Genomic DNA, 22,358 nt, shown 5'->3' on the forward strand with positions numbered 1-22,358 from the left:
TTCGTCAGTATTGTCGGAAGCGCGAGACTGTATGTACGAACTAATGCAAAATTTTTTGGAGCTGTCCAGCCTAAAAATGACGCTTCTTTGTGCGCGCCTAAATCATGTGCAGTCGCCTGAAATCCATGCGGACCCCGGCGCCGATGATCGCATCAGGTTGAATGAACAATAGGCGACGGTCGCGCGTGAGGCGCGTCTGGAAAGCGAAGCGTGTGGGGAAGGGTCAGTTTTCGGCGCGGAGCGTCGTGGTATAGGTGAAGCGTTCCGCAGGGAGGACCTGGAAGGCGTATTCCAGCAAGCGGCGACCAGAACCGTAATAGCGGCGGGTGACGACCAAGGCCAGATCCCCCGTCTTGACGCCAAGGCGGGTGGCGATGTCCTCGGTCAGCGCCATCGGCTTGATGTCCTGCTCGATTTCCTGGATCTTTTCGCCGGTATATTGCTCGATATAGTGGAATATGGCGCTGCGCGCGACGTCTATGTCCTTCACCGCCGCCGATAGCCGGGCGTCGACATAGACCTCATTCCACGAAAACGGACGGCTGCGATTGGTGGGATAACGGATTCCGCCCATATGGAAGAACTTGCGCCCAGGCCTGCAACCCAGATCCACGGCCAGTCGACCCTGTGCCGAGATCTCTTCCTTGAAGGTGATTACGAATTCGGTTTCAGCGGCGATCTCGAACAATTCAGCGCGCGAATGGGCGATAAACCGGGTTCGCTCGGGGTTGAAGCCGGCCTCGACGCGTGTGCCAACGCCTTTTCGAGCGGACAGACGACCCTTGTTGCGCAGGGTGCCGATGGCTTGCCGAACGGTCTGGCGACTGACGCCGAGCGCCTCCGCCAACTCGTTTTCCGTGGGCAGCAACGAACCGACGGGATAATCGCCATTGTTGACCTTGTTCTCGATATGGCGCGCGACCTGAAGATAAAGCGGCGCCGTGTCGAGTTCGGGCTTCCAGCCTTTTCCCGTTGGCGGGTTCTGTTCTTCTGGTTTGGTGAGCGTTGGTATCGAGTTCATAGAACGATCATGCCTCGTGCGCGGCCTTTGAACCTTCTTTTTCTTGGGAATGCAAACAAATTCATGTGAGTTCGTGAAACTGGCGTGAGCGCCTTGATGTCGGGCGCTTCATCGTTTAGTACGTACATAAGCAAATATCCTACAGGGCGAATTTCCAGAATGTCCGATATCGCAGCGGAGAGCGAGGTCCCCGAACGGCGGGCTTCGTCTCTTCTTCAAACCCTCTCCACCGCCACGCTGATCCAGATCGTCGCCACCGCGAGCGTATTGGCGTTGACCGCGATCGCGCCAGCGGTTGCCGCCGATCTCGACGTCGGCGCCTATTGGATCGGCTACCAGATCAGCCTGATCTATGCTTCAGGCATGTTTTCCTCGGCCATTGCCGGGACTCTGGTGCAGCGCTATGGGCCGGTGAGAGTGGAGCAAGCCGCGCTCGCCTGTTTCGCACTCGGATTTGCGGGCGTCGCCGCAGCATGGATTCCAGCGATCATAGTCGCGTCTCTGTTCATCGGTCTGGGCTATGGGCTCAACAATCCGGCCGCATCGGAAATGTTGAGCCGGGTGACTCCCCCCAGCAAGCGCAATCTCATCTTCTCCATCAAGCAATCCGGTGTTCCGCTTGGCGGAATCGTCGCCAGTTTCGCTTTTCCATTCCTGTCCAGATACATGGATTGGAGGTTGGCGCTGCTCGCAGGCGTCCTTGCCTCCATCGCGACGATGGGCTTGCTGTGGCTGACGCATGCAGCGGAAGCGCCGCGTCGCGCGGAGGCGGGCTCGCTCGGCAAGGCGCTGGTCGAGGAACAGGCGCTGATCTGGAAAAACAAGCGCTTGCGCGCGCTCAGCATTCTCGGTTTCGCCTATTCGGCGATGCAATTGTCGGTGTCGGCCTTTGCTGTCGTGACGCTGACCCACGACGCCGGCTGGTCCCTGCTCGCTGCAGGCGCTGTGGCGGCTGGCATGCAATTCGCCGGCGCCACGGGGCGAATTTTCTGGGGAGTGGCCGCGGATCGGCTGGGCGGCGGCTTCGTGACTCTTTCGCTGCTCGGATTGCTGGGCGGAATGGGTTACGCCGCGCTGTTCTGGCTCGCGGCCATGCCGCACGCCCTGCAGGCCGCGCTATTCATCGCCATGGGCGGCGTCACGATCGGTTGGAACGGGGTTTTGCTGGCTGAGGTGGCGCATAACGCGCCCGAAGGCCGCGTTGGGGCGATCACGGGCGGAGTCCTGGTCTACACTTTCATCGGCGTCATTGTCGGCCCGTCCAGTTTTGCGGCGCTCTACGCCCTCACCGGGCACTACGGCGCAAGCTTTCTTGCATTTTCCGGTTTTGGCTTCCTTGGCATGGTGGCGGCCTGGCGCTGCCGTGTCTCTGTTTAAGCGTTTTTAAAAGTACGTACAAAAGATCGAGTTCGGCGTCCTGAATAAGGGCGCCGTTTTGTCGTTGTGCGGGGTCTTTACGCTTGCGAGTGATCAAGAAATAATCCCGCCGATGTCGAGAAAGTCAGCAGACGCCGCAAAATTGTGCGCTGCAAAAATATCGGCAAAACACGGTTGACGATCGCTCGACTATGTACGTACATTAAAGACGAAAGGCGATGAAAAAGCCTGACCAGAAAACGCCGGAACACCGGAACCACAGAGGGAAATGTCGACCATGCGCCTGCTTTTCACCACCTCGTTGATCTCCATAGCTTTCTTGGGTGCGGCGCCGCTCGCCGCGTCGGCCGATCCGATGGCGGACGCCAAGGCGATCATCGCGGAATATCAGAAAATGCCGGTGTTCACGCCGCCCGGCGAGGCGTTCGACGCCAAAGCCTGCATGGCCGGCAAGAAGGTTCTGTCGATCCCGATTTCGATGACCATTCCCTTCAATGTCGAATTGCAGAAGGCGATGGCGTCGGCGGCTGAGGAGGTCGGCTTCACCTATACGACCTGGGACAACCAGCTCAAGAGCGACCAGTGGATCCAGGGCGTGTCGCAGGCGATCAGCCAGAAATATGACGTGCTCGATATCGCCGGCGGTCTCAATCCAGAATGGCTCGGCCCGCAACTGGCCGAGGCGCGCGGCGCGGGCCTCAAGATCACCACCACGCATTTTTACGATGTGACCCAGACGTCCGCGCCGAGCGTCGATTATTCCGGCAAGGTGGATTTCACCGGCGCCGGAAAACTGCTCGCTGCCTGGGCCTATGTGAAGACCGAGGGCAAGCCGAACGTGCTGATCATCGGCTCGTCGGACGTGCTTCCCTCCATCCCCTTCGTCAAGTCTATCCAGGACGAACTGAAGGCGTTGTGCCCCGAATGCAAACAGCAACATCTCGACGTGCCGGTGTCCGAATGGGCTACCAAGATCCAGTCTGGCGTGCAATCGGCGCTGTTGGCCGATCCGGGCATCAACTACATCCTGCCGATCTATGACTCGATGTCGCAATTCGTCGTACCCGCCCTGCGCATCACCGGCTCCGAAGGCGCGGTCAAACTGGCGAGTTTCAACGGCACGCCCTTCGTGCTCGACATGGTGCGTGAAGGACAGGTGCAGATGGATGTCGGCGAGAGCCTTGGCTGGGCCGGTTATGCTGCGATCGACAACATCATGCGCATGATGTGCGGTCAGCCGGAAGTGGCCAAGCTCAACGTGCCGCTGTTGGTGTTTGACGAGAGCAACATTCAGACCGCCGGCGTGCCCGCCAATTTCAACGATGGTTATGGCGACGCCCATCTCGATGGTTTCCGCAAGCTCTGGAAGCTGAAGTAAGGCGGCATTTAACTAGCGGGAGCTTGTGATGACCGAGAACGCCGTCCTTCGCATGAACAATATCCGCATGAAATTCGGCGAGCACTACGCGCTCAAGGGCGTCAGCCTGTCGATCCGGCGGGGCGAGGTGTTCGGGCTATTGGGTCAGAACGGCTCCGGCAAATCCACCCTCATCAAGGTGCTGGCCGGCTTTCATCAACCAGAGCCGGGCAGCGAGGTCGTGCTGTGGGGACAGACCATGGCTCTGCCGCTCGATCCGACGGAAATCAAGCGGCGCGGCGTCGCCTTCGTGCATCAGCATCTCGGTCTCGTTCCGTCATTGACGGTGATCGAGAACATGAGAGTGACGTCTCTTGGCCGGCGTACGCCGTGGTTCGTCAATTGGCGGCGCGAGGCGGCGAGCGTCGCTGGTCTGTTCGCCGAATTCGGCCTCGACATCGATCCCTTGCGGACGGTGGCTGAGCTTTCTCCTGTCGAGCGCGCCTTCGTCGCCATCGTTCGCGCCTTCGAAGATCTCAGGGCCTCTGATGCGGGTTATGGCGGCGAGGGCATTCTGGTGCTTGATGAGCCCACTCCGTTTCTGCCGGCTGAGGATGTCAAGCGGCTCTTCGGGCTGATCCGGTCGATTGTCAAGACCGGCGCCTCTGTGGTGATCGTCACCCATGACATTGATGAGGTGCGCGATATCACCGACCGCGTCGCCGTGCTGCGCGACGGGCAGCTGGTCGATATTCTCGACACCAAGGCTTCGGCCCGTCAGGCGATCCTTGATACGATCGTCGGCGCACGTATCGATGCATTCCAGAAAAATCGAATGGCCGACCAGGGCGTCCCGGTCGCGGTATCCGTGCGCGGCGCGCCGGATGGCCTCGGGTCGAGTTTCGACTTCGACATCAGGCAGGGCGAAACGCTGGGGGTCACGGGTCTGATCGGATCCGGTTTCGCCGCGCTTCCCTATCTTCTCTACGGCGCCCGGCGCGGCGCGGGTCGCATGACCATCGGCGACCGCACGATCGACCTGGCGTCCCTGACGCCGCTTGCAGCTCAGGCGCTCGGGGTGGCTTTTCTGCCGGGCGACCGCCTCGGCGCGGCGGGCGTCGGTTCGCTGTCTGTCGCCGACAATATCACTTTGCCGATTCTGGCCGAACTTGGCGGCTTTTTCAGCCTTGATCGCCGCGCGATGGCGCGCGAGGCCGCGCTGATGTCGGAGGCTTATGACGTCCGGCCCGCCAATCCCTCTCTGAACCTGGCCGCGCTGTCGGGCGGAAATCAGCAGAAAGTCTTGCTCGCCAAATGGCTGCGCATCAAGCCGAAACTGCTGATGCTTGACGAGCCGACCCAAGGGGTGGATTTCGGCGCGCGCCAGCAGATCTTCAAGGCGCTCGATCGCGCCGCGCGTGATGGAACAGCCATTCTCTGCGCCTCGACCGACAATGAACAACTCGAACAGATTTGCGACCGGATCATCGTCTTTTCGCGCGGACGACCGGTCGCGGAACTCAAAGGCGATGAGATCAGCCGCGAGGCGATCACCGAAGCCTGCTTTTACTCGGATCAACAGGAGGCTGCTGAATGACGACGCTCGACATGCCCGCCACTCCGGACGCGACCGCCAAACACAGTTCGACGATCCGATGGAAGAAGGAGGTGGAACGCTTCGCGCTGGTGGCCGCATGGCTGGCGCTGGTGATTCTGTTCGGAGCGTTGATGCCGGAATCCTTTCTGAGTTGGCGGAATTTTTCCACCATGTTCGGTTCCCAGGCGGTTCTGGTCGTGCTGACGCTTGCGATCATCATTCCACTGACATCGGGAGATTTTGATCTTTCCGGCGCCTCTTCCCTGACCATGAGCGCCATGCTGATCGCCGTGCTCAACGTCAAGCTTGGCTGGCCGATCGTCCCGGTTCTGGCCGTGGCCTTGTTGTCCGGCATGGTCGTCGGGGCGGTCAATGCCGTGTTCGTGCTGTATTTCCGCATTCACTCGCTCATCGTCACGCTCGGCGTCGGAACCTTCGTCAATGGCGCGGTCCTCTGGATCAGCGATTCCCAGACCATATCGGGCGTGTCGATGGGGTTGATCGAATGGGTGATCATCAACAGGCTGTTCGGCGTGCCCTTGGCCTTTTATTACGCCTTGCTGCTTGCGGGCGTGATCTGGTACGCGCTGGAATTCACCATACCCGGCCGTAAATTGCTGTTCGTGGGCCGCGGCCGTGAAGTGTCTCGCCTCAATGGCATCGCAGTCGATCGGGTGCGGGCTACTTCCTTTATCCTGTCCGGGCTGATTTCGGCTTTTGCGGGAATGCTCTATGCGGGCATGACGGGCTCAGCCGATCCTCTTTCCGGGCTCAATTTGCTGCTGCCGGCCTTTGCTGCGGCGTTTCTCGGCGCGACGACCCTGTCGCCCGGCCGGTTCAACGCCTTTGGCGCCGTCATCGCCGTCTATTTCCTGGTGACCGGCATCACAGGCCTCACCATGCTGGGCGCCAAGGCCTATGTGCAGAACCTGTTCTATGGCGGCGCGCTGGTGATCGCGGTGTCGCTGAGCCAGTTGGTGCGCAATCGCCAGCCGCAGGATTTCAGCTGATGGATCAGGATCTCGTCGTCTCCTTTCTGGCCGAGACATTCTGGGGCCGCATGCCCAACGATGCGGAACGCGTGGCGATGCGGGGGCAGATGGAGCGGGACGCCCGCGCCATCGCGCCCAGATTTTCTGTCGAGTGCAGCGCGCTGTTCGGGGTCGAGCCATCGGCATTCGAGGCATTGATGCGAAGTGAGGCGCAGCCATGAGCCTGGATGCGCCCGCAACGCTCGCGGAAGCGGCCCGATTGATCCGAAGCCGACAAACGTCCTCCGAGGATTTGACCAGGGCTGCGCTTGCGCGCGCGCGATCGAGCCAGGAACGCCTCAACGCCTTCATCGAAATCGAAGAAGACGCGGCCATCCTCGCCGCCAAGATGGCGGATCGCGCTCTTGCGGAGGAGCTTCCGGTCGGACCGTTGCACGGGGTTCCCCTCGCCCACAAGGACATGTTCGATCGCCAAGGATTCGTCTCCGGTTGTGGATCGCTCATTCGCGGCAGCTATCGCGCGACGCAGACATCGACGGTCATGCGGCGTCTCGCCGAGGCGGGAGCGGTCTCCATCGGCCGGTTGAACATGAGCGAATTCGCCATGGGGCCAACCGGGCACAATGCGCATCACGGCCGTGCGACCAATCCGATCGATGGCGCGCGAGTGACAGGCGGCTCGTCTTCTGGTTCGGGCGCAGCGGTCGGCGGCGGCGTTGTGCTCGCAGCGCTCGGCTCCGACACCGGCGGGTCGATACGGCTTCCCGCCGCTTGCTGCGGCGTGGTTGGGATCAAACCGACCCAAGGGCGCATCAGCCGACATGGGGTCATGCCGCTGTCTTTTTCGCAGGACTGCGTCGGTCCCCTCGCCCGCTCCGTCGAAGACGCCTGGACGATGCTCAAGGTGGTCGCTGGGCCCGATGGACGTGATCCGACCTGTATTGAGGCCAAGCCGCTCGAGGATTTCACCCTTTCGCCCTCCGAAATCCGGATCGGCGTGCTCGGAGGCCTTTTCGGAGAAGACCTGACTTCTCCTGTCGCGAAGGGCATGGAGATGGCGATCTCGACGCTCGCCGCCGCGGGCGCCTCCGTTTCCGCCGCGTCGGCCGCCGATCTCAAAGACGTTGCGGAACTCGCCAATGTCGTGGCCATGGCGGAAGCTGGCGCGCAGCATTTCGACTGGATGCGCGATCGTCCCGACGAATACGGTCCGCAGGTGCGGATGCGGCTCAGCCAGTCGCTGGCCATTCCCGCGCCGATCTATCTTCGCGCACTGCAGATCCGCAGCGTGATGCTGGCCTCATTCCTTGAGACGGCCTTTGAACGAGCGGATGTGCTGATCGCTCCGGTCATGCCATTTGCTCCGCCCTTGTCGGCGGACGTCGATGTCGGCGACAGCCCTGAAATGAATCGCGTGGTCGCCGCTATGACCCGATTTACGCGACCCTTTTCCTATCTCGGCCTTCCGGTGGTCGCCGTGCCAGTCGCGGAAACCGCGGAGGGATTGCCGATCTCGGTGCAATGCGTCGCCCGGCCCTGGCGTGAGGATCTCGCTGCTGCGGTCGCCGCCAGTCTTGAACACCATCTTCGAACCGACTTCATTTCTCGTCTGTCCCGGTCCGCCGCCTGATGCGGGGCCTCAAGGAAAGGATGCCGCCATGAACACTTTAGCCTCGCTAACCCAGCCGATCGAACCCGTCGTGGACGTCCCCCCGCAGATCTTTCGCGACGCGATGAGCAGGTTGGGCGCCGCCGTCAACATCATCACCACGGATGGGCCGGCGGGCAAAGCGGGTTTTGCCGCGACCGCCGTCTGCAGCGTCACCGACACGCCGCCCACTCTGCTGGTCTGCCTCAACCGGTCTGCCTCGGTGTTTGATGCGGTGACCGGCAATGGGCGGCTTTGCGTCAATGTGCTGAACGGCGATCAAGACCGTCTGTCAACGCTTTTCGGCGGCAAGACGCCGGTGGAGGAGCGCTTCGCCGCCGCTGACTGGAGCCAGGGGATTACCGGCGCTCCGATGCTCGATGGGGCGATGGCGTCGTTTGATTGCGAGATCACGGAAATGAAGGACATCGGCACGCATCGCGTGTTGTTCTGCACGGTCAAGGCGATCCGGCTGGGAGAGGCTGAGAACGCGCTGGTATATTTCCAGCGTGGGTATCACCGTTTGTCCTCCGCCACGGCGGCGTAAGGCCAGCGCCGCGCCGACCTGCATGGATCGATCAAGTCAGGCGTCTCTATCCACCCGCTCGCCGCGTCGCATCACGATTATGCCGCCGATGATGGTCAAGGCCGCCATAGCGAACCATGTCAGTGCGTATTGCAGATGGTGATTGGTGAAGGCGACCACGGTCAGTCCGCCGACGGGATAGGCGTTGGCTGATCCCAAGGCTTCGACGTCAATGAAGTAGGGAGCGACTGAAGCCAAGCCCCTGGCTTTGGCGATTTCCGGGATGTCGCGAGAAAACCAGCGACCTGCTGCCGGATCGTTTTCGCGCAGGAAGCCGCCTTTGGGCTCGCTCAGCCGCAGCAGGCCGGTGATCGCGACACGGCTTGCGGGAGCGGCATAGGCCGATGGGTCCTTCATATCCTGCGGAATGAAGCCGCGGTTGACGAGGAAACTGCGGCCGTCCTCTGTCTTGAAGGGGGTCAGCACCCAGAAGCCGGGGCCGCGTGTCGTCACGGCCTGGGTCAACGTATCGCCGCCGGTGATATAGGTTCCCCTCAGAACAATCCGGCGATATTCATCGTCCGCCGTGGCTGAGGACGGCGGAGCGGCGGGCTCTGCATGGATGCGGGCGTCAACCCGGGCGATGAGATCCTGTTTCCATTGCAGCCGCTCGATCTGCCAGACGCCGAGGCCGACAAAGGTCAGGAAGGCCAGAGCCAGCAGGCCGAGAAGCAGGATGCGCTTGGTCATGTTGATTCTCCAAACTAAAAGCCGCGGCGTCATGGGTGAGCCGCGGCTTTGAAGAGGCTTGTACGCCTGATGTCGCGGTCCGGTTACGGCACGTTGCGCATCATGTCCGGCGACATCGGCATCATGTTGGTGTTGAGGTGATGCATGACCCAGAGCGAGCCGGTCAGCGCGATCACCACCAGAAGCAGGGTGAAAACAAGCGCCATAAAGGTCCAGCCGCCTTCCGACTTCAGGTTCATGTGCAGGAAGTAGATCATGTGGACAACGATCTGCACGACGGCGAAGCCCATGATCACGAGGCCGGCGGCGAGCTTGTTGTCGCCGAAGACATCGGCCATGACCACGTAGAAGGGGATCGCCGTCAGGATGACCGACAGGACGAAGCCCGTCATGTAACTCTTGAACGTGCCATGCGAGGCCTCGTGCCCATGGCTATGGGCGTGATGGGCTTCCATGGCGTCCTCAGGTCCGTGAGAATGCGCGCTCATCCGATAACTCCGATCAGGTAAACGAGGGAGAAGACGCCGATCCAGACGACGTCGAGGAAGTGCCAGAACATCGACAGGCACATCAGGCGACGCTTGTTCTCATGGATCAGGCCATGCATCGACACTTGCACCATCAGCGTGATCAGCCAGATGATGCCGAATGTCACGTGAAGGCCGTGGGTGCCGACCAGAGTGAAGAAGGCCGACAGGAAGGCGCTGCGCTGCGGGCCGGCGCCTTCGTGGATCAGATGGTTGAACTCATAGAGCTCAAGACCGAGGAAGGCCGCGCCGAACAGGCCGGTTATGCCGAGCCAGAGCAGCGTGCCGCTCTTGTCGCCCTTTTCCATCCGGAGCATGGCGAAGCCATAGGTGATGGAGGAGAACAGCAGCATGGCGGTGTTGATCGCCACCAGCGGCAGGTCGAAGAGATCCGCCGGCGAAGGGCCGGCCGCGTAATTGCGGCCGAGCACGGCATAGGTCGCGAAGAGGATCGCGAAGATGAGGCAGTCGCTCATCAGGTAGAGCCAGAAGCCCAGATTGGTGCTGTTCTCCGGATGATGCTCTTCCGTCAGGTAGAACTGCGGCTTATCGGTGGAGGCTTGAGTGTGCGCGCTCATGATTACCCCTTGGCGGCCAGCAGCGCGGTGCGCTTGGCTTCGGTGTCGATCACTTCATCGGCGGGGATGTAGTAATCGCGCTTGTAGTTGAAGGTGTGGCCGATCGACACCGCGAGGATGGCGACGAAAGACACGGCCGCGAGCCACCAGATGTACCAGATCAGGGCGAAGGCGAGGACGACGCTCAAACCGCCGAGAATGACGCCCGTGCCGGTGTTCTTCGGCATATGGATCGGCTTGAAGCCTTCCAGCGGACGGCTGTAGCCGCGGCTCTTCATGTCATACCAGGCGTCGCTGTCATGCACGACCGGCGTGAAGGCGAAGTTGTAGTCCGGCGGCGGCGACGAGGTCGACCATTCCAGCGTGCGGCCATTCCAGGGATCGCCCGTCACGTCGCGCAGTTCTTCGCGCTTGAAGAAGGAGACGACGATCTGGATCACGAAACAGCCGATGCCGGCGGCGATCAGCACCGCGCCAAAGGCGGCGATGACAAACCAGATCTGCAGTGACGGATCCTCGAACTGGCTGAGGCGGCGGGTGACGCCCATCAGGCCGAGCACATAGAGCGGCATGAAGGCGAAGTAGAAGCCGATGAGCCAGAACCAGAAAGACAGTTTGCCCCAGAACGGATCGAGCTTGAAGCCGAAAGCCTTGGGGAACCAGAAGTTCACGCCGGCGAGCAGGCCGAATACGACGCCGCCGATGATCACGTTATGGAAGTGGGCGATCAGGAACAGCGAGTTGTGCAGCACGAAATCGGCCGGAGGAACGGCGAGCAGAACGCCGGTCATGCCGCCAATGACGAAGGTCACCATGAAGCCGAGCGTCCAATACATCGGCACTTCGAAGCGAATCCGGCCGCGATACATGGTGAACAGCCAGTTGAATATCTTCGCGCCCGTCGGGATCGAAATGATCATCGTGGTGATGCCGAAGAACGAGTTCACGCTCGCGCCGGCGCCCATGGTGAAGAAGTGATGCAGCCAGACGAGATAGCTGAGGATGGTGATGACGACGGTGGCGTAGACCATCGAGGCGTAGCCGAACAGGCGCTTGCCCGAGAAGGTCGAGACGACTTCCGAGAAGATGCCGAAGGCCGGCAGGATCAGGATGTAGACTTCCGGGTGACCCCAGATCCAGATGAGGTTGACATACATCATCGGGTTGCCGCCGAGGTCGTTGGTGAAGAAATTCGTGCCAACGTAACGGTCGAGCGACAGGAGCGCGAGGGTGGCCGTCAGGATCGGGAAGGTCGCGACGATCAGGATGTTGGTGCAGAGCGAGGTCCAGGTGAAGACAGGCATCTTCATCATGGTCATGCCAGGCGCGCGCATCTTGACGATGGTGGCGATCAGGTTGATGCCGGACAGCGTCGTGCCCACGCCCGCCACCTGCAGGCCCCAGATATAATAGTCAACACCCACGCCGGGGCTGTAATCGGCTCCCGACAGTGGCGGATAGGCTAGCCAGCCGGTGCGCGCAAACTCTCCCACGAACAGCGAGATCATGATGATTGCGGCGCCTGCGGCCGTCATCCAGAAGGAGAAGTTGTTGAGGAAGGGGAAGGAGACGTCGCGCGCGCCGATCTGCAAGGGCACGACGAGGTTCATCAGACCCGTCACAAAGGGCATGGCCATGAAGAAGATCATGATCACGCCATGGGCGGTGAAGACCTGGTCATAGTGATGCGGCGGCAGGAAGCCTTCATTGCCGTTGAAGGCGATGGCCTGCTGGCCGCGCATCATCAGAGCGTCGGCAAAGCCGCGCAGCAGCATGACGAGCGCCAGGATAACATACATGATGCCGATCTTCTTGTGATCGACAGAGGTCAGCCAGTTGCGCCACAGCACGCCCCAGAGCTTGAAGTAGGTCAGGAGAGCGAGCATGCCCAGACCGCCGACGGCGACGCCGGCGAAGGTCATGACAAGGATCGGCTCGTGATACGGGATCGCGTCCAGCGTCAGCCGGCCGAAAATGAGTTTCAGGAATTCAGGATCGGAAAACATGGATGTCTCGTCCGTTCATCGAATGGGGCGCTGAGACGCCAGTTCAAGGATTGATCTGCGCGGGCGCAGGATCGTTGCTTTGCGGCTGGGCCCCGTCATGCGCGCCCTGGCTGGGCGCTGCTTCGGCGGGCGCCTGCTCGGGCGCGCCGGTTTCCGTTCCCTCCGGAGCCTCATGCGACTTGGCCGGTTTGCCGGTGGCGGGGAAGGTCGGGCTCAGTCCGTTCAGCGCCTCGGCGTCCTTGTGGGGTCCCTGGGTGAAATGGAACTTTTCGTAATAGTCCGTATAGCGGTTGTCGTAACGCAGCTGATCGCGCGAGACTTCCGGCTCCTTGCCGCCGCCGCCCATGCGGTCGATATGCATGACTTCGTCGACGCAGACCGAGCCGGGCGCGGTGCAGAGATTGACGATTCGGTGGAAGAGATCAGGTTGATAGCCGCTATAGTAGGTCGCGGGAACTTTTTCGCTGGGCTTTTCGAGCTTGAAGTAGGAATCCATGTTCAACATGGTTCCGCGTGACTTGACGGTGGCGACCCATTGGTCGAAGCCGTCATGGCCGAGCGCGTGGAACTTGAAGCGCATATGCGAAAAGCCCGAGCCGGAGTAATTGGCGGAGAAGCCTTCGAACACGCCTTCCTTGTTGATGACGGCGTGCAGCTTGGTCTGCATGCCCGGCATCGCATAGATCTGGCCTGCGAGCGCGGGGATGTAGAACGAGTTCATCACCGATGTGCCGGTGATGGTAAAGCTGATTGGCCGATCGATCGGCGCTGCCAGCTCGTTCACAGTGGCGACGCCCTGCTCCGGATAGAAGAACAGCCATTTCCAGTCGAGCGCGACAACCTGCACCTCGAGCGGCTTGATGTCTGCCGGCACGGGGCGGTTGGCGTCGATCCGGTCCAGCGGACGATAGGGGTCGAGCTTGTGGGTCGAAATCCAGGTGATGGCGCCGAGCGCGATGATGATCATCAGCGGCGCGGCCCAGATCACGACTTCGAGCCGCATAGAATGGTGCCATTCCGGGGCGTAGACGGCCTTGTCGTTGCTCCGGCGATAATGCCAGGCGAAATAGAGCGTCAGAATGATCACCGGAATGATGATCAGAAGCATCAACCCGGTCGACACCAGGATCAGATCCCGCTGCTGCATGGCAATGTCGCCCGAGGGAGACATGACGACCATGTCGCATCCTGCCAAAGCGAGAAGCATTGCCAGACCAAGGAGATGACAGGAAAACTTCAGCAGTTTTTGCACGTCACTCGAACCTCTTTGATTTATATCAAGCCGCGCCTAAACCACACCAGGCGTTAACAAAATGCGGTGTCTTGTCGCATTGCGGAAGAAATATCGCGCTGCCGCAAACTGCAAAATTCTAACATTGCGCGAGCTGGCCTTAATCGAAGGGCGAAAGCTGTATTTTTGAAACCCTGATGACAATCGTCAAGAAGCACGGGAAAACCATCGTTATTCCCGTGGGATAGCCAACCCGTAGACTGTGCATCTTTTTGCCCTCTAATGCAATTCTAAGTGAACTTTTTGGACTTTCGGGCCTTGATATCGCGGTGAACTTGATCATGATCATCTCGGGACGCTTTGTCACAGGAGCGTAGGAGGAGAGAAGAATGAACACAGCATCGCAATATGACGGCCCCTCGTCATCGGCGCTCGAACGCGACGCCCGACTCATCCATGACGACAAGCCGGTGTCGCCCGGCAGCATTGCGCTCGGCGTCGTGCTTGGGCGTATGTCCGAGTTTTTTGATTTCTTTGTCTATGGCCTGGCTTCTGTGCTGGTCTTCCCGCAGGTGTTCTTTCCGTTCGCGCCCGACCGGCTGACCGGAACGCTCTACTCCTTTGCGATCTTTTCGCTGGCCTTCATTGCCCGTCCAGTGGGGTCTGTGATCTTCCAGGCGATCGATCGCCGCTATGGGCGCGGCACCAAGCTGACCATCGCGCTATTCATTCTCGGCGGCTCTACCGCCGCAATCGCCTTTCTTCCCGGCTATGAATCGATCGGCGTTGCATCAATCTATCTTCTGGCGCTGTTTCGTCTGGGCCAGGGTTTCGCGCTCGGCGGCGCTTGGGATGGCCTTGCCTCGCTGCTCGCGCTCAATGCGCCTGAGAACAAGCGCGGCTGGTACGCCATGATCCCGCAGCTCGGCGCGCCGATCGGCTTTGCGCTGGCGAGCGCGTTGTTCGGCTATTTCGTCGCCAATCTCGGCGACGCGGACTTCCTCAGCTGGGGATGGCGCTATCCGTTCTTCGTGGCCTTCGCCATCAATGTCGTGGCGTTGTTTGTCCGCCTGCGCATCGTGATGACGCCGGAATTCGGTGACCTGCTCGAAGAAAACGAGTTGAGCGCCGCGCCTATCAAGGATGTGCTTCGCCTGCATGGCCGCGACATCCTGATCGGCGCCTTCGTGCCGCTCGCGAGCTTCGCCATGTTCCATCTGGTGACGATCTTTCCGCTCAGCTGGATGAACCTCTATGGCGATCAGGCGATTTCCGACTTCCTCTGGGTCCAGGTCATTGGCGCCTTTGTCGGCGTGCTGATGGTGGTGGCTTCGGGCTTGCTGGCCGACCAGATCGGCCGCCGCAGCCAGTTGGGCATTGCCGCCGTGATCATCGCAGCCTTCTCGTTCCTCGGACCGAAGCTGCTGGGCAGCGGTTCGGCTGGCCATGACGCCTTCGTCATCATCGGTTTCGGCGTGCTCGGCCTGTCCTTCGGCCAGTCGACGGGATCTGTCTCGTCGCGCTTCACGCGCGGCTATCGCTACACGGGCGCTGCCTTCACCTCGGATCTCGCCTGGCTGGTGGGCGCCGGCTTTGCGCCGCTCGTCGCGCTCAGCCTCGCCGCCAATTATGGATTGGAATTCGTCGGCTATTATCTGCTGTCGGGCGCGCTCTGTACGCTGATCGCGCTTTACTTCAACAAGCTGATCGAGCCCGCCGACCGGCAGCGCAAGGCGCGCTGAGCGCCAAGACCGAAGTCTCAAGCCGGCCGCCTTTGGGCGGCCGGTTCTGTTTACGCCGTCAGCGCGAGCAGGGCATAAAAGGCGAGCACGATGGCGCTGATGTTGCACCGGAGCGCAAAATACCAATCGGGTTGCGCCTGAGCCCGGTGGATCCTCCAATCGAGACCGAGCATGGTCAGGAAGGCTGCAGCCTGCAACGCCAGCCCGAAGCCGAGAAGGCCTGGCGTAATCAGCGCCGCCCAGGCAGTGAGCGTGGCGATATTGCTCATAACGAGCAGCGTTCGGGTGTCGGCGCCTCCGGCTTGCGCCTGCGACCACACGGTTCCCCCCATGAAGCCTGCGATGACAGCGCCATAGGCGAGAAAGGCGTTGATCGCCCAGTCTTTTTCGATTCCGAGACCGGCCATAAAAGCCAGGCCGGCAAACGGAATGCCGCCGCTATAGGTGAGCGCCTGTGTGAGCCGTTTTTCGCCATACATGGTCAGGTCTCCTTCAGCTTTTCGGCAATCGCCCAGGATAGTTGCTGCGCGCTCTGGAAGGCGCATTCCACCCTTCCGCCCAGGCACCAGTCGCCAGCGGCGGCAAGCCCCAGTTCAGCATCCATCAGAAACGGCGCGCCCAGCGGCGTTTCGACATTGGCGTAGCGCCAGCGATGCAGATCGCGATGCGGGGCGTCGGAAAAATCATGGCCAGTCAGGTCCGCGACGCCCGCGATGAGTTCTCGCGCGATCCAGTCGCGGTCTTCCTCGATATGGGCGTCGGCCCAATCATTGCGGCTGTGAATGACGAGGCAGGGCGGTCCTTCGCGGCCGGGCTTTGCGCTGTTGAGCGCGATCCATCCGACCACCGGATGATGAGCGCGGATCGCTGAGGCGCTGAAATCGGGAGCGTGCTCAAGGCCGATCATCAGGGTGAAGCAACCACTCATGCGGACCTTTGAAAGCGCATCGTCATGCCCGAATTGGCTCGGCATGAGCCGCGCCGTTTGTGGTGCGGGCGCTGTTGAGATTACCCAGTCGAACCGGCCGGGCGTTCCATTCTTGTTGTCAATCAGCCGCCAGCCGCCATCGTCCCGTTCGAGACGCGCGATATCCATGTCGAGCCGGATATCAAGATCCTGGCTCAGGGCGCGTGCAAAACCATTCATACCTGGCGCGCCGACGAAACGCGCCTCTGTCGTCTGGGGCGCTCCGGGTCTGCGGTCATCAATGTCGTCCCGCCAGATCGCCACTCCTCCCGTGACAGCAAGCGTTGCGACTAGATCCTGAAAAGCCGGATCGCGCGCCGTGAAATACTGCGCTCCATGATCGAAGCGGAAATCGCCCCGGCGCCGTTCCGCCATGCGACCGCCGAGCCCCCTGCTCTTTTCAAAGACCGTGACATCGGCAAGCCCCTGAAGTTGGCGGGCAAGGGTGAGGCCGGCAAGGCCGGCGCCGATCACGGCGATTTTCCTGTTCATGGACGTTCTTCTCCGCCGCGCGGCTGCGCATTGTTGCTTTTACGCTGCGGCGGCGTCGTGGGATCAGGGCTTCAGGCCCTTTCCATCAAGCCATTCGCGGATGAGGTGCTTGAGCCGCGCGCCGTCGAAACTCGGAAAATGTCCGCCATGCACCAGCCGCACCGGCAGATCATGGAGCCGTTTCATCGAGGCGACATAGTGGTCGGGATTGGCGTGATAGGTGTCCTCGATCAACGGGCCGTCATAGACAATGTCGCCCGAGAGCAGCATTTCCGTGGCTTTCTCATAAAGCGCGATCCCGCCCGGGGAATGGCCGGGCGTATGAATCACCTCGAAATGGCGATCGCCGAGATCGATGACGTCGCCGTCTTCGAGAATGCGCGTCGCTGGCGCGGCTTTGACCCCGTAGCATTTCGAGCAATAGGGCTCGGGGGGCAAAGCGTCGAATATCTCGTCGGTCACATAGGGATCGGCAAGCGTGTTTTCCCGCGTCGGATGCGCGAGCAGATCAGCCTCTGCGGCGTGAACAGCCTTGCATTCGAATTCGTGATGGCAGCCGATGTGATCGAAATGGGTATGGCTGGCCACTGCGATCAGGTCGCGTTCACTCACCAGCGGCACCCATTCCCTCAGCGACACCACGCCCATGCCGCTATCGACCAGCATGTCGCGATCTCGTCCGCGCACATGCCAGATGTTGCAGCGGTAGAATTCCTGGATGAACGGTTCGGAAATCGCCGTGACGCCGTCGGCGAGCCTGCGGGTGGCGTACCAGTCTTCGGGCTTCACTCTTTTCATATGGACCTCATGCGGCGGGAAGAACGGCGATGGTGTCGGCATGCGCCGAAAGCGTCAGTCGATCGCCGCGTTTTGGCTCCGCCGATTGCGGCAGATGCGCGGTGATCACCGTATCGGCGGAACGCATAGAGCGCAAATGGCAGCGCTGATGCGTTCCAAAGAAGGCCGCATCTTCGACCAACGCCTCGCCGAACTCAACGAGCGGGCCCTGCCCTTCTCCACGGAAATGTTCGGGCCGGATGACAAGCGATACCGATTGCCCCGCTTCGGGCGCGCCTGATGTGAAAGCGTCGCGCGGCAGAACATGGTGTCCCAGTGCAGTTTCGACGACCATCTCCACGCCATCGAGACCCGAAATGCGTCCATTGAGAATATTGGCCTCGCCCATGAAACCGGCGGCGAAAAGCGACCGGGGCTTGCGATAGATGCGCGAGGGCGCGCCGAAATCCTCGATCCGGCCCTTGTTCATCACCACGATCCGGTCCGCTATCGCCATGGCTTCTTCCTGGTCATGGGTCACATGCACGAAAGTCGTGCCGACGCGTTTCTGGATCGCCTTCAATTCGTCCTGCATCTGCCGGCGAAGCTTGAGGTCGAGCGCGCCGAGCGGCTCGTCGAGCAGCATCACATCGGGATCGACGGCGAGCGCGCGGGCGAGCGCCACGCGCTGGCGCTGGCCGCCGGACAGTTCGTGCGGCTTCTTGCCGGCGGAGGATTTCAAGCCGACGAGATCGAGGAATTCAAGCGCCTTGGCATCGCGGCTCATCCGGTCTTGTCCCCGCATGCGCAGTCCGAAACCGACATTGGCGACGAGCGACATATGCGGAAAAAGCGCGTAGTCCTGGAAGACGGTGGTGGTTGGCCGCTTGGCGGGCGACACATGCGTCATGTTGCAGCCGCCGATATGGATTTCGCCTTCGCTCGGTTCGAGAAAACCGCCGAGAATGGAGAGAAGCGTGGTCTTGCCGCAGCCGGAGGGGCCGAGCAGAACAATGAATTCGCCCGCCTCGATTTCCAGCGACACATGGTCCAGCGCAGTGAACTGGCCGAAGACGCGGGTGGCGTTGCGGATCGACAGATCGGCGGTCATGGGCGGGTCCTTGCTTTTCTGAACACCGTGAATTCGGCGAGGAACAACAGCGCGATCGACACGAGGAAGACGAGGCTGCCGATGGCGTTGGTCTTGGGATTGAGGCCGGAGCGCAGCATGCTCCAGATTTCGACGGGAAGCGTGACGTCGAAACGCGAGAGCAGGAAGGCGATGATGAATTCATCCCAGCTGAAGGTGACCGACAGGAAGAAGCTCGCGAGAATAGACGGCGCGAGCATCGGCGCCGTCACCAGCGCCACCACCTGCCATTCCCTGGCGCCGAGATCGCGGGCGGCGCGTTCGATATTGACCTGATGGCCACCCATCGAGGCGTAGATGATCGCAAAACAGAGCGGCATGTTGATGACGACATGGCCGACGCCGATGGTGAACAGCGACAGCGGCACGCCCAAGCGGTTGAACAGCGCCAAGAGCCCGAGACCAATGATCAGCGTCGACACCGACATCGGCGCGGCAAGCAGGCCGCGCATCAGCGCTGATCCGGGCAGCGTATGCCGGGCGAGGCCGTAAGCGGCGAGAAAGCCGAGAAAACAGGAGATGAGCGAGGAGACGACCGCGACGATCAGCGAATTGAACAGTGCATCCATCAGGCCGCGATCGCTCAGCGCCTCTCCATACCAGCGCAGCGTCAGACCGTGCAGCGGCGGCACCGGCAGGGAGCCATCCTGGAAGGAGAAGATCACCAGCACCGCCACGGGCAGGAAGATGAAGATGTAGACGGAGGCCATATAAAGCGCGGAGATCAGAAGCGTGAGGCGGCGCATCAGTTTCTCTCCATCTTCAGCCAGCGGGCGGCGGCGAGATAGGCGACGACCACGACAGCCATCAGCACGATCGAGAGCGCGGCCGCGAGCGGGAAATCCGCCCGGCGTCCGAGCTGCATCATGATGATCTGCGGCAGCGTCAACTCATTGTTGCCGCCAAGGATCTGCGGCGTGATGTAATCGCCGATGCAGAGCACGAAAGTCAGGAAGGCGCCGACCATGACGCCCGGCAGCGTCAGCGGCAGGATCACATGCCAGAAGGTCTGGAACGCGTTGGCGCCGAGATCGGCTGCGGCGCGGCGGTAGTTCGGCGAAAGCTGGATGAGATTTGCGTAGATCGTCAGCGTCAGCAGCATCACGAAGAAATGCACGAAGCCGATCACCGTGCCGGCCCTGTTGGCCGAGAGTTGCAGCGGTTCGGACACCAGGCCGAGCGTCATCAGCGTCTCATTGACCACGCCGACCTTGGAGAGAACCAGAAGCCAGGAATAGGAGCGGACCACATAGGAGGTCCAGAAGGGCAGCACCGCGAGAATGAGCGCGAGGCGGCGAAAGCGCGCCGGCACGATTTCGGCGATGATGAAGGCGAGCGGATAGGCAATGAGGATCGAGATGATCGTCACTGTCGCCGTAATTTCCAGCGACACGAACAGCGCCTTGTACATCGGCTCCTTGGTGAGGAAGGCCATGTAATTGACGCCTGTCCAGGGCGGGCCGATCTCCCGGCCCTGTCGGGTCCAGAGACTGATCACCGCCATGAACAGGAAGGGGATCACGAAGAACAGCGCGGTGAAGCCGAGCGCGGGCAGGGTGAAGGCCCAGCCTCGTCGGCGTTCGGCGCGCTCGAATGCGGTGGATGACATGGGATGTCACTCTTTGGGAGGCGTTCGCACAGGGATCGATCGTCCGCGCCGGAACCGGCGCGAACGATGAAGGAAAACGCCGAAACGTCAGTTCTGCAGCATTTCCGTCCAGATATCCTGCATCTTGCCGTCGAGATCGGCGTCGACGACCGGATAGAGCTGGCTGTTCTTGAGATAGCCGGCCTGCTTGTCCCAGCGCAGCGCGGATTTCTGCTGGTCGTTGAGAATCGCGCCGGCCTTCTGGTTGGCCGGCATCGCCCAATAGCAGGACGAGGTGGCGAGCCGCGCCTGACCCTCTGGGCTCAGGATATACTGCACGAATTTCAGCGCCAGATCCTGCTTGGTCGAATCCTTGAAGACGCCGATTGACTGCGACCAGCGCACTGCGCCCTGCTTGGGAACGGTCCAGTCGAGATTGGGCTTTTCCGCCGTCAGGCCAGCCGTCACCCATTCGCCGCCGCCGAGGATGATGTCGACTTCGCCCGACACCAGCGCGGTCTGCGAGGAGACGACGTCGGAGACCTGGCGGGCGTTTTTCTTGAGCGCGATCAGCCGATCCTTGATCGCTGGCAGATCGGCTTCGGTGAGGCCGGCGGTCTTCTTGCCCATTTCGATGGCGGTGATGCCGATCAGGGGCAGGTAGTAATCATAGACCGCGATGCGGCCCTTGTATTTCTCCGACCAGAGTTTGGAGAGATCCTCCATGTCGGCCGGGTCGACCTTGGTCTTGTCGTAGGAAATGGTGTTGTAGCCGAATTTTTCGGTGACGGCGTAGATCTTGCCGTCCTTGCCATTGTTCTCGTCCATGCGGACTTCGGGGAAGATGTCGCCGAGCGGCAGCTTGTCCTGCGGCAATTCGGCGAGCAGGCCCTGCCCCGCCACGCGCGGAACATCGACGCCGTCGACCACGAACACGTCCCAATCGCCGGGCTGTGATTGTTCGACGATAGAAAGGCCCGCGCCGGTGCCTTCATATTCCTTGAGATTGACCTTGACGTCATTGGCCTTTTCGAACGGCTCGATCAGCGCCGGATCGGTATGGTCGCACCAGACCAGCGCATTGAGTTCTTCCTGCGCCCGGGCCGACGTGGACAGGCCGAGAGCGACGACTGTGGTAGACAACAAAAGGCGGCGGGCGCGGGCGCCCGTGAATGTTCTTCTCATGATTTTCCCTCTGGTTGAGCGAATGATTTCGATCAGTTTGGCGCTCGTTCCGGCGCCTTGAGAAAAAAATTGAACGAATTCATTTTTTAAGTCAACATAGAAAATGAACCGGTTCAGAAAACGGCGCGGGGAGGAAGGATGACCAGTCTGAGGGCGAGGAAGAAAGCCGACAAAGAGCGGCGGATCCTCGAAGCGGCGACGCAGCTGTTTCGTGAACAGGGGTTTGACCACGCCCGTATGGAGCATATCGCCGAGCTGGCCGACGTCTCTGTCGGCACGCTCTATAATTATTACGAAAACAAAGGCGATATCCTCATGGCCACCGTCAATATGGAGGTGACGGAGGTGCTGGACGCCGGAGAGGCCATCGTCGCCGATCCTCCTCTCGATGTGGAAGAGGCGGTGCATCGCCTGGTCGACCAGTATTACGACCATTCGCTCTACTATCTCTCCAAGGAAATGTGGCGCGCGGCGATGGCGATCTCCATCCAGCAGCCCGATACGCCGCTGTCCAAAGCCTATACCGAACTCGATCAGCGCCTTTCTGCACAGATGGTGCGGTTGATCGAGACGCTGCAGGCGCGCCGTCTCGTCCGCCCATCCGTTTCGGCCCGGGCGGTTGGCGAAGTCCTGTTCAACAACCTCAATATGATGTTCATTGAATTCGTGAAGGACGAGCCGCAACCCCTCGCTGTGCTGAAAACCAGGGTCGCCGAGCAACATGGACCGATTGCACGGCTGATCGCCCTTGAAAAGACCGCCCTTTCCACGTTTGTGCGTTAACCATTACACTCCGAGACAGGGCGCTGGGGCAAAACCTGCGGTGAACGCCTCCAGGATTCTTTTT

General features: G+C 60.9%; 22 protein-coding genes. 9 read left to right on the forward strand and 13 right to left on the reverse strand.

Features of this window, described 5'->3' with window-relative positions; genetic code table 11:
• Window positions 1-223: 223 nt before the first annotated feature.
• Window positions 224-1,021, reverse strand: a complete 798-nt coding sequence (locus M2360_RS14440; RefSeq protein WP_280775902.1) for a GntR family transcriptional regulator — start codon at window positions 1,019-1,021, stop codon at window positions 224-226.
• A gap of 159 nt (window positions 1,022-1,180) precedes the next feature.
• Here M2360_RS14440 and M2360_RS14445 point away from each other — a divergent pair, with 159 nt between their 5' ends.
• The 7 genes from M2360_RS14445 (at window position 1,181) to M2360_RS14475 (ending at window position 8,539) form a co-directional block, all read left to right on the forward strand.
• Window positions 1,181-2,398, forward strand: coding sequence for an MFS transporter (locus M2360_RS14445; protein ID WP_280775904.1), 1,218 nt, complete (start codon window positions 1,181-1,183; stop codon window positions 2,396-2,398).
• A gap of 277 nt (window positions 2,399-2,675) precedes the next feature.
• Window positions 2,676-3,776, forward strand: coding sequence for a sugar ABC transporter substrate-binding protein (locus M2360_RS14450; RefSeq protein ID WP_280775905.1), 1,101 nt, complete (start codon window positions 2,676-2,678; stop codon window positions 3,774-3,776).
• Between the two features lie 28 nt (window positions 3,777-3,804).
• Window positions 3,805-5,352, forward strand: coding sequence for a sugar ABC transporter ATP-binding protein (locus tag M2360_RS14455; protein WP_280775906.1), 1,548 nt, complete (start codon window positions 3,805-3,807; stop codon window positions 5,350-5,352).
• Window positions 5,349-6,362, forward strand: a complete 1,014-nt coding sequence (locus tag M2360_RS14460; RefSeq protein WP_280775907.1) for an ABC transporter permease — start codon at window positions 5,349-5,351, stop codon at window positions 6,360-6,362. Before M2360_RS14455 ends, M2360_RS14460 begins: the two co-directional genes overlap by 4 nt.
• Window positions 6,362-6,565 (forward strand): hypothetical protein, encoded by a 204-nt coding sequence (locus tag M2360_RS14465; RefSeq protein ID WP_280775908.1) that lies wholly within the window; start codon window positions 6,362-6,364, stop codon window positions 6,563-6,565. Before M2360_RS14460 ends, M2360_RS14465 begins: the two co-directional genes overlap by 1 nt.
• The gene (locus M2360_RS14470; RefSeq protein WP_280775909.1) at window positions 6,562-7,974 is read left to right on the forward strand and encodes an amidase; all 1,413 of its coding nucleotides are present in this window, start codon (window positions 6,562-6,564) and stop codon (window positions 7,972-7,974) included. Before M2360_RS14465 ends, M2360_RS14470 begins: the two co-directional genes overlap by 4 nt.
• A gap of 28 nt (window positions 7,975-8,002) precedes the next feature.
• Window positions 8,003-8,539, forward strand: coding sequence for a flavin reductase (locus tag M2360_RS14475; RefSeq protein ID WP_280775910.1), 537 nt, complete (start codon window positions 8,003-8,005; stop codon window positions 8,537-8,539).
• A gap of 36 nt (window positions 8,540-8,575) precedes the next feature.
• Here M2360_RS14475 and M2360_RS14480 read toward each other — a convergent pair whose 3' ends face one another.
• From M2360_RS14480 to cyoA, 5 genes are all read right to left on the reverse strand, one after another.
• Window positions 8,576-9,268, reverse strand: coding sequence for an SURF1 family protein (locus M2360_RS14480; protein WP_280775912.1), 693 nt, complete (start codon window positions 9,266-9,268; stop codon window positions 8,576-8,578).
• Between the two features lie 83 nt (window positions 9,269-9,351).
• Window positions 9,352-9,756 (reverse strand): cytochrome o ubiquinol oxidase subunit IV, encoded by a 405-nt coding sequence (gene cyoD, locus M2360_RS14485; protein ID WP_280775913.1) that lies wholly within the window; start codon window positions 9,754-9,756, stop codon window positions 9,352-9,354.
• Window positions 9,753-10,373: a cytochrome o ubiquinol oxidase subunit III gene (gene cyoC / locus M2360_RS14490; RefSeq protein WP_280775914.1), complete on the reverse strand. Its 621-nt coding sequence runs from the start codon at window positions 10,371-10,373 to the stop codon at window positions 9,753-9,755. Before cyoC ends, cyoD begins: the two co-directional genes overlap by 4 nt.
• 2 nt (window positions 10,374-10,375) lie before the next feature.
• Complete coding sequence (gene cyoB, locus M2360_RS14495) at window positions 10,376-12,379, reverse strand: cytochrome o ubiquinol oxidase subunit I (RefSeq protein ID WP_280775915.1); 2,004 nt, start codon at window positions 12,377-12,379, stop codon at window positions 10,376-10,378.
• Window positions 12,380-12,422: 43 nt separating this feature from the next.
• Window positions 12,423-13,631 (reverse strand): ubiquinol oxidase subunit II, encoded by a 1,209-nt coding sequence (gene cyoA, locus M2360_RS14500; protein ID WP_280775917.1) that lies wholly within the window; start codon window positions 13,629-13,631, stop codon window positions 12,423-12,425.
• Window positions 13,632-13,999: 368 nt separating this feature from the next.
• Here cyoA and M2360_RS14505 point away from each other — a divergent pair, with 368 nt between their 5' ends.
• Window positions 14,000-15,352, forward strand: a complete 1,353-nt coding sequence (locus tag M2360_RS14505; protein ID WP_280775918.1) for an MFS transporter — start codon at window positions 14,000-14,002, stop codon at window positions 15,350-15,352.
• A 50-nt stretch (window positions 15,353-15,402) separates the two neighbouring features.
• On the opposite strand, the gene M2360_RS14510 is transcribed toward M2360_RS14505, so the two are convergent.
• From M2360_RS14510 to M2360_RS14540, 7 genes are all read right to left on the reverse strand, one after another.
• On the reverse strand, window positions 15,403-15,831 hold the full coding sequence (locus tag M2360_RS14510; RefSeq protein WP_280775920.1) for a DUF3429 domain-containing protein: 429 nt from the start codon (window positions 15,829-15,831) through the stop codon (window positions 15,403-15,405).
• 2 nt (window positions 15,832-15,833) lie between these two features.
• A complete protein-coding gene (locus M2360_RS14515; RefSeq protein ID WP_280775921.1) occupies window positions 15,834-16,811 on the reverse strand; it encodes an FAD-dependent oxidoreductase in 978 nt (325 codons plus the stop codon).
• A gap of 63 nt (window positions 16,812-16,874) precedes the next feature.
• Window positions 16,875-17,609, reverse strand: coding sequence for an MBL fold metallo-hydrolase (locus M2360_RS14520; protein ID WP_280775923.1), 735 nt, complete (start codon window positions 17,607-17,609; stop codon window positions 16,875-16,877).
• A 7-nt stretch (window positions 17,610-17,616) separates the two neighbouring features.
• The gene (locus M2360_RS14525) at window positions 17,617-18,699 is read right to left on the reverse strand and encodes an ABC transporter ATP-binding protein (protein WP_280775924.1); all 1,083 of its coding nucleotides are present in this window, start codon (window positions 18,697-18,699) and stop codon (window positions 17,617-17,619) included.
• Complete coding sequence (locus tag M2360_RS14530) at window positions 18,696-19,484, reverse strand: ABC transporter permease (RefSeq protein ID WP_280775925.1); 789 nt, start codon at window positions 19,482-19,484, stop codon at window positions 18,696-18,698. The genes M2360_RS14525 and M2360_RS14530 overlap by 4 nt, the downstream gene beginning before the upstream one ends.
• On the reverse strand, window positions 19,484-20,347 hold the full coding sequence (locus M2360_RS14535) for an ABC transporter permease (protein ID WP_280775926.1): 864 nt from the start codon (window positions 20,345-20,347) through the stop codon (window positions 19,484-19,486). Before M2360_RS14535 ends, M2360_RS14530 begins: the two co-directional genes overlap by 1 nt.
• A gap of 87 nt (window positions 20,348-20,434) precedes the next feature.
• Complete coding sequence (locus M2360_RS14540; protein ID WP_280775927.1) at window positions 20,435-21,511, reverse strand: extracellular solute-binding protein; 1,077 nt, start codon at window positions 21,509-21,511, stop codon at window positions 20,435-20,437.
• A gap of 138 nt (window positions 21,512-21,649) precedes the next feature.
• Between M2360_RS14540 and M2360_RS14545 the strand changes: the two genes are divergently transcribed.
• Window positions 21,650-22,294 carry a TetR/AcrR family transcriptional regulator gene (locus M2360_RS14545; protein WP_280775928.1) on the forward strand — a complete coding sequence of 215 codons (645 nt, stop codon included), beginning with the start codon at window positions 21,650-21,652 and terminating at the stop codon, window positions 22,292-22,294.
• Window positions 22,295-22,358: the final 64 nt, after the last annotated feature.

The organism is Rhizobium sp. SG_E_25_P2 (assembly GCF_029892285.1).
Classification (GTDB): Bacteria; Pseudomonadota; Alphaproteobacteria; order Rhizobiales; family Rhizobiaceae; genus Rhizobium_E.

Coding starts and splice junctions, on each gene's coding strand:
- M2360_RS14440 (WP_280775902.1), bottom strand. CDS start 1,021: ATGAACTCGATACCAACGCTCACCAAACCAGAAGAACAGAACCCGCCA.
- M2360_RS14445 (WP_280775904.1), top strand. CDS start 1,181: ATGTCCGATATCGCAGCGGAGAGCGAGGTCCCCGAACGGCGGGCTTCG.
- M2360_RS14450 (WP_280775905.1), top strand. CDS start 2,676: ATGCGCCTGCTTTTCACCACCTCGTTGATCTCCATAGCTTTCTTGGGT.
- M2360_RS14455 (WP_280775906.1), top strand. CDS start 3,805: ATGACCGAGAACGCCGTCCTTCGCATGAACAATATCCGCATGAAATTC.
- M2360_RS14460 (WP_280775907.1), top strand. CDS start 5,349: ATGACGACGCTCGACATGCCCGCCACTCCGGACGCGACCGCCAAACAC.
- M2360_RS14465 (WP_280775908.1), top strand. CDS start 6,362: ATGGATCAGGATCTCGTCGTCTCCTTTCTGGCCGAGACATTCTGGGGC.
- M2360_RS14470 (WP_280775909.1), top strand. CDS start 6,562: ATGAGCCTGGATGCGCCCGCAACGCTCGCGGAAGCGGCCCGATTGATC.
- M2360_RS14475 (WP_280775910.1), top strand. CDS start 8,003: ATGAACACTTTAGCCTCGCTAACCCAGCCGATCGAACCCGTCGTGGAC.
- M2360_RS14480 (WP_280775912.1), bottom strand. CDS start 9,268: ATGACCAAGCGCATCCTGCTTCTCGGCCTGCTGGCTCTGGCCTTCCTG.
- cyoD (WP_280775913.1), bottom strand. CDS start 9,756: ATGAGCGCGCATTCTCACGGACCTGAGGACGCCATGGAAGCCCATCAC.
- cyoC (WP_280775914.1), bottom strand. CDS start 10,373: ATGAGCGCGCACACTCAAGCCTCCACCGATAAGCCGCAGTTCTACCTG.
- cyoB (WP_280775915.1), bottom strand. CDS start 12,379: ATGTTTTCCGATCCTGAATTCCTGAAACTCATTTTCGGCCGGCTGACG.
- M2360_RS14505 (WP_280775918.1), top strand. CDS start 14,000: ATGAACACAGCATCGCAATATGACGGCCCCTCGTCATCGGCGCTCGAA.
- M2360_RS14510 (WP_280775920.1), bottom strand. CDS start 15,831: ATGTATGGCGAAAAACGGCTCACACAGGCGCTCACCTATAGCGGCGGC.
- M2360_RS14515 (WP_280775921.1), bottom strand. CDS start 16,811: ATGAACAGGAAAATCGCCGTGATCGGCGCCGGCCTTGCCGGCCTCACC.
- M2360_RS14520 (WP_280775923.1), bottom strand. CDS start 17,609: ATGAAAAGAGTGAAGCCCGAAGACTGGTACGCCACCCGCAGGCTCGCC.
- M2360_RS14525 (WP_280775924.1), bottom strand. CDS start 18,699: ATGACCGCCGATCTGTCGATCCGCAACGCCACCCGCGTCTTCGGCCAG.
- M2360_RS14530 (WP_280775925.1), bottom strand. CDS start 19,484: ATGCGCCGCCTCACGCTTCTGATCTCCGCGCTTTATATGGCCTCCGTC.
- M2360_RS14535 (WP_280775926.1), bottom strand. CDS start 20,347: ATGTCATCCACCGCATTCGAGCGCGCCGAACGCCGACGAGGCTGGGCC.
- M2360_RS14540 (WP_280775927.1), bottom strand. CDS start 21,511: ATGAGAAGAACATTCACGGGCGCCCGCGCCCGCCGCCTTTTGTTGTCT.
- M2360_RS14545 (WP_280775928.1), top strand. CDS start 21,650: ATGACCAGTCTGAGGGCGAGGAAGAAAGCCGACAAAGAGCGGCGGATC.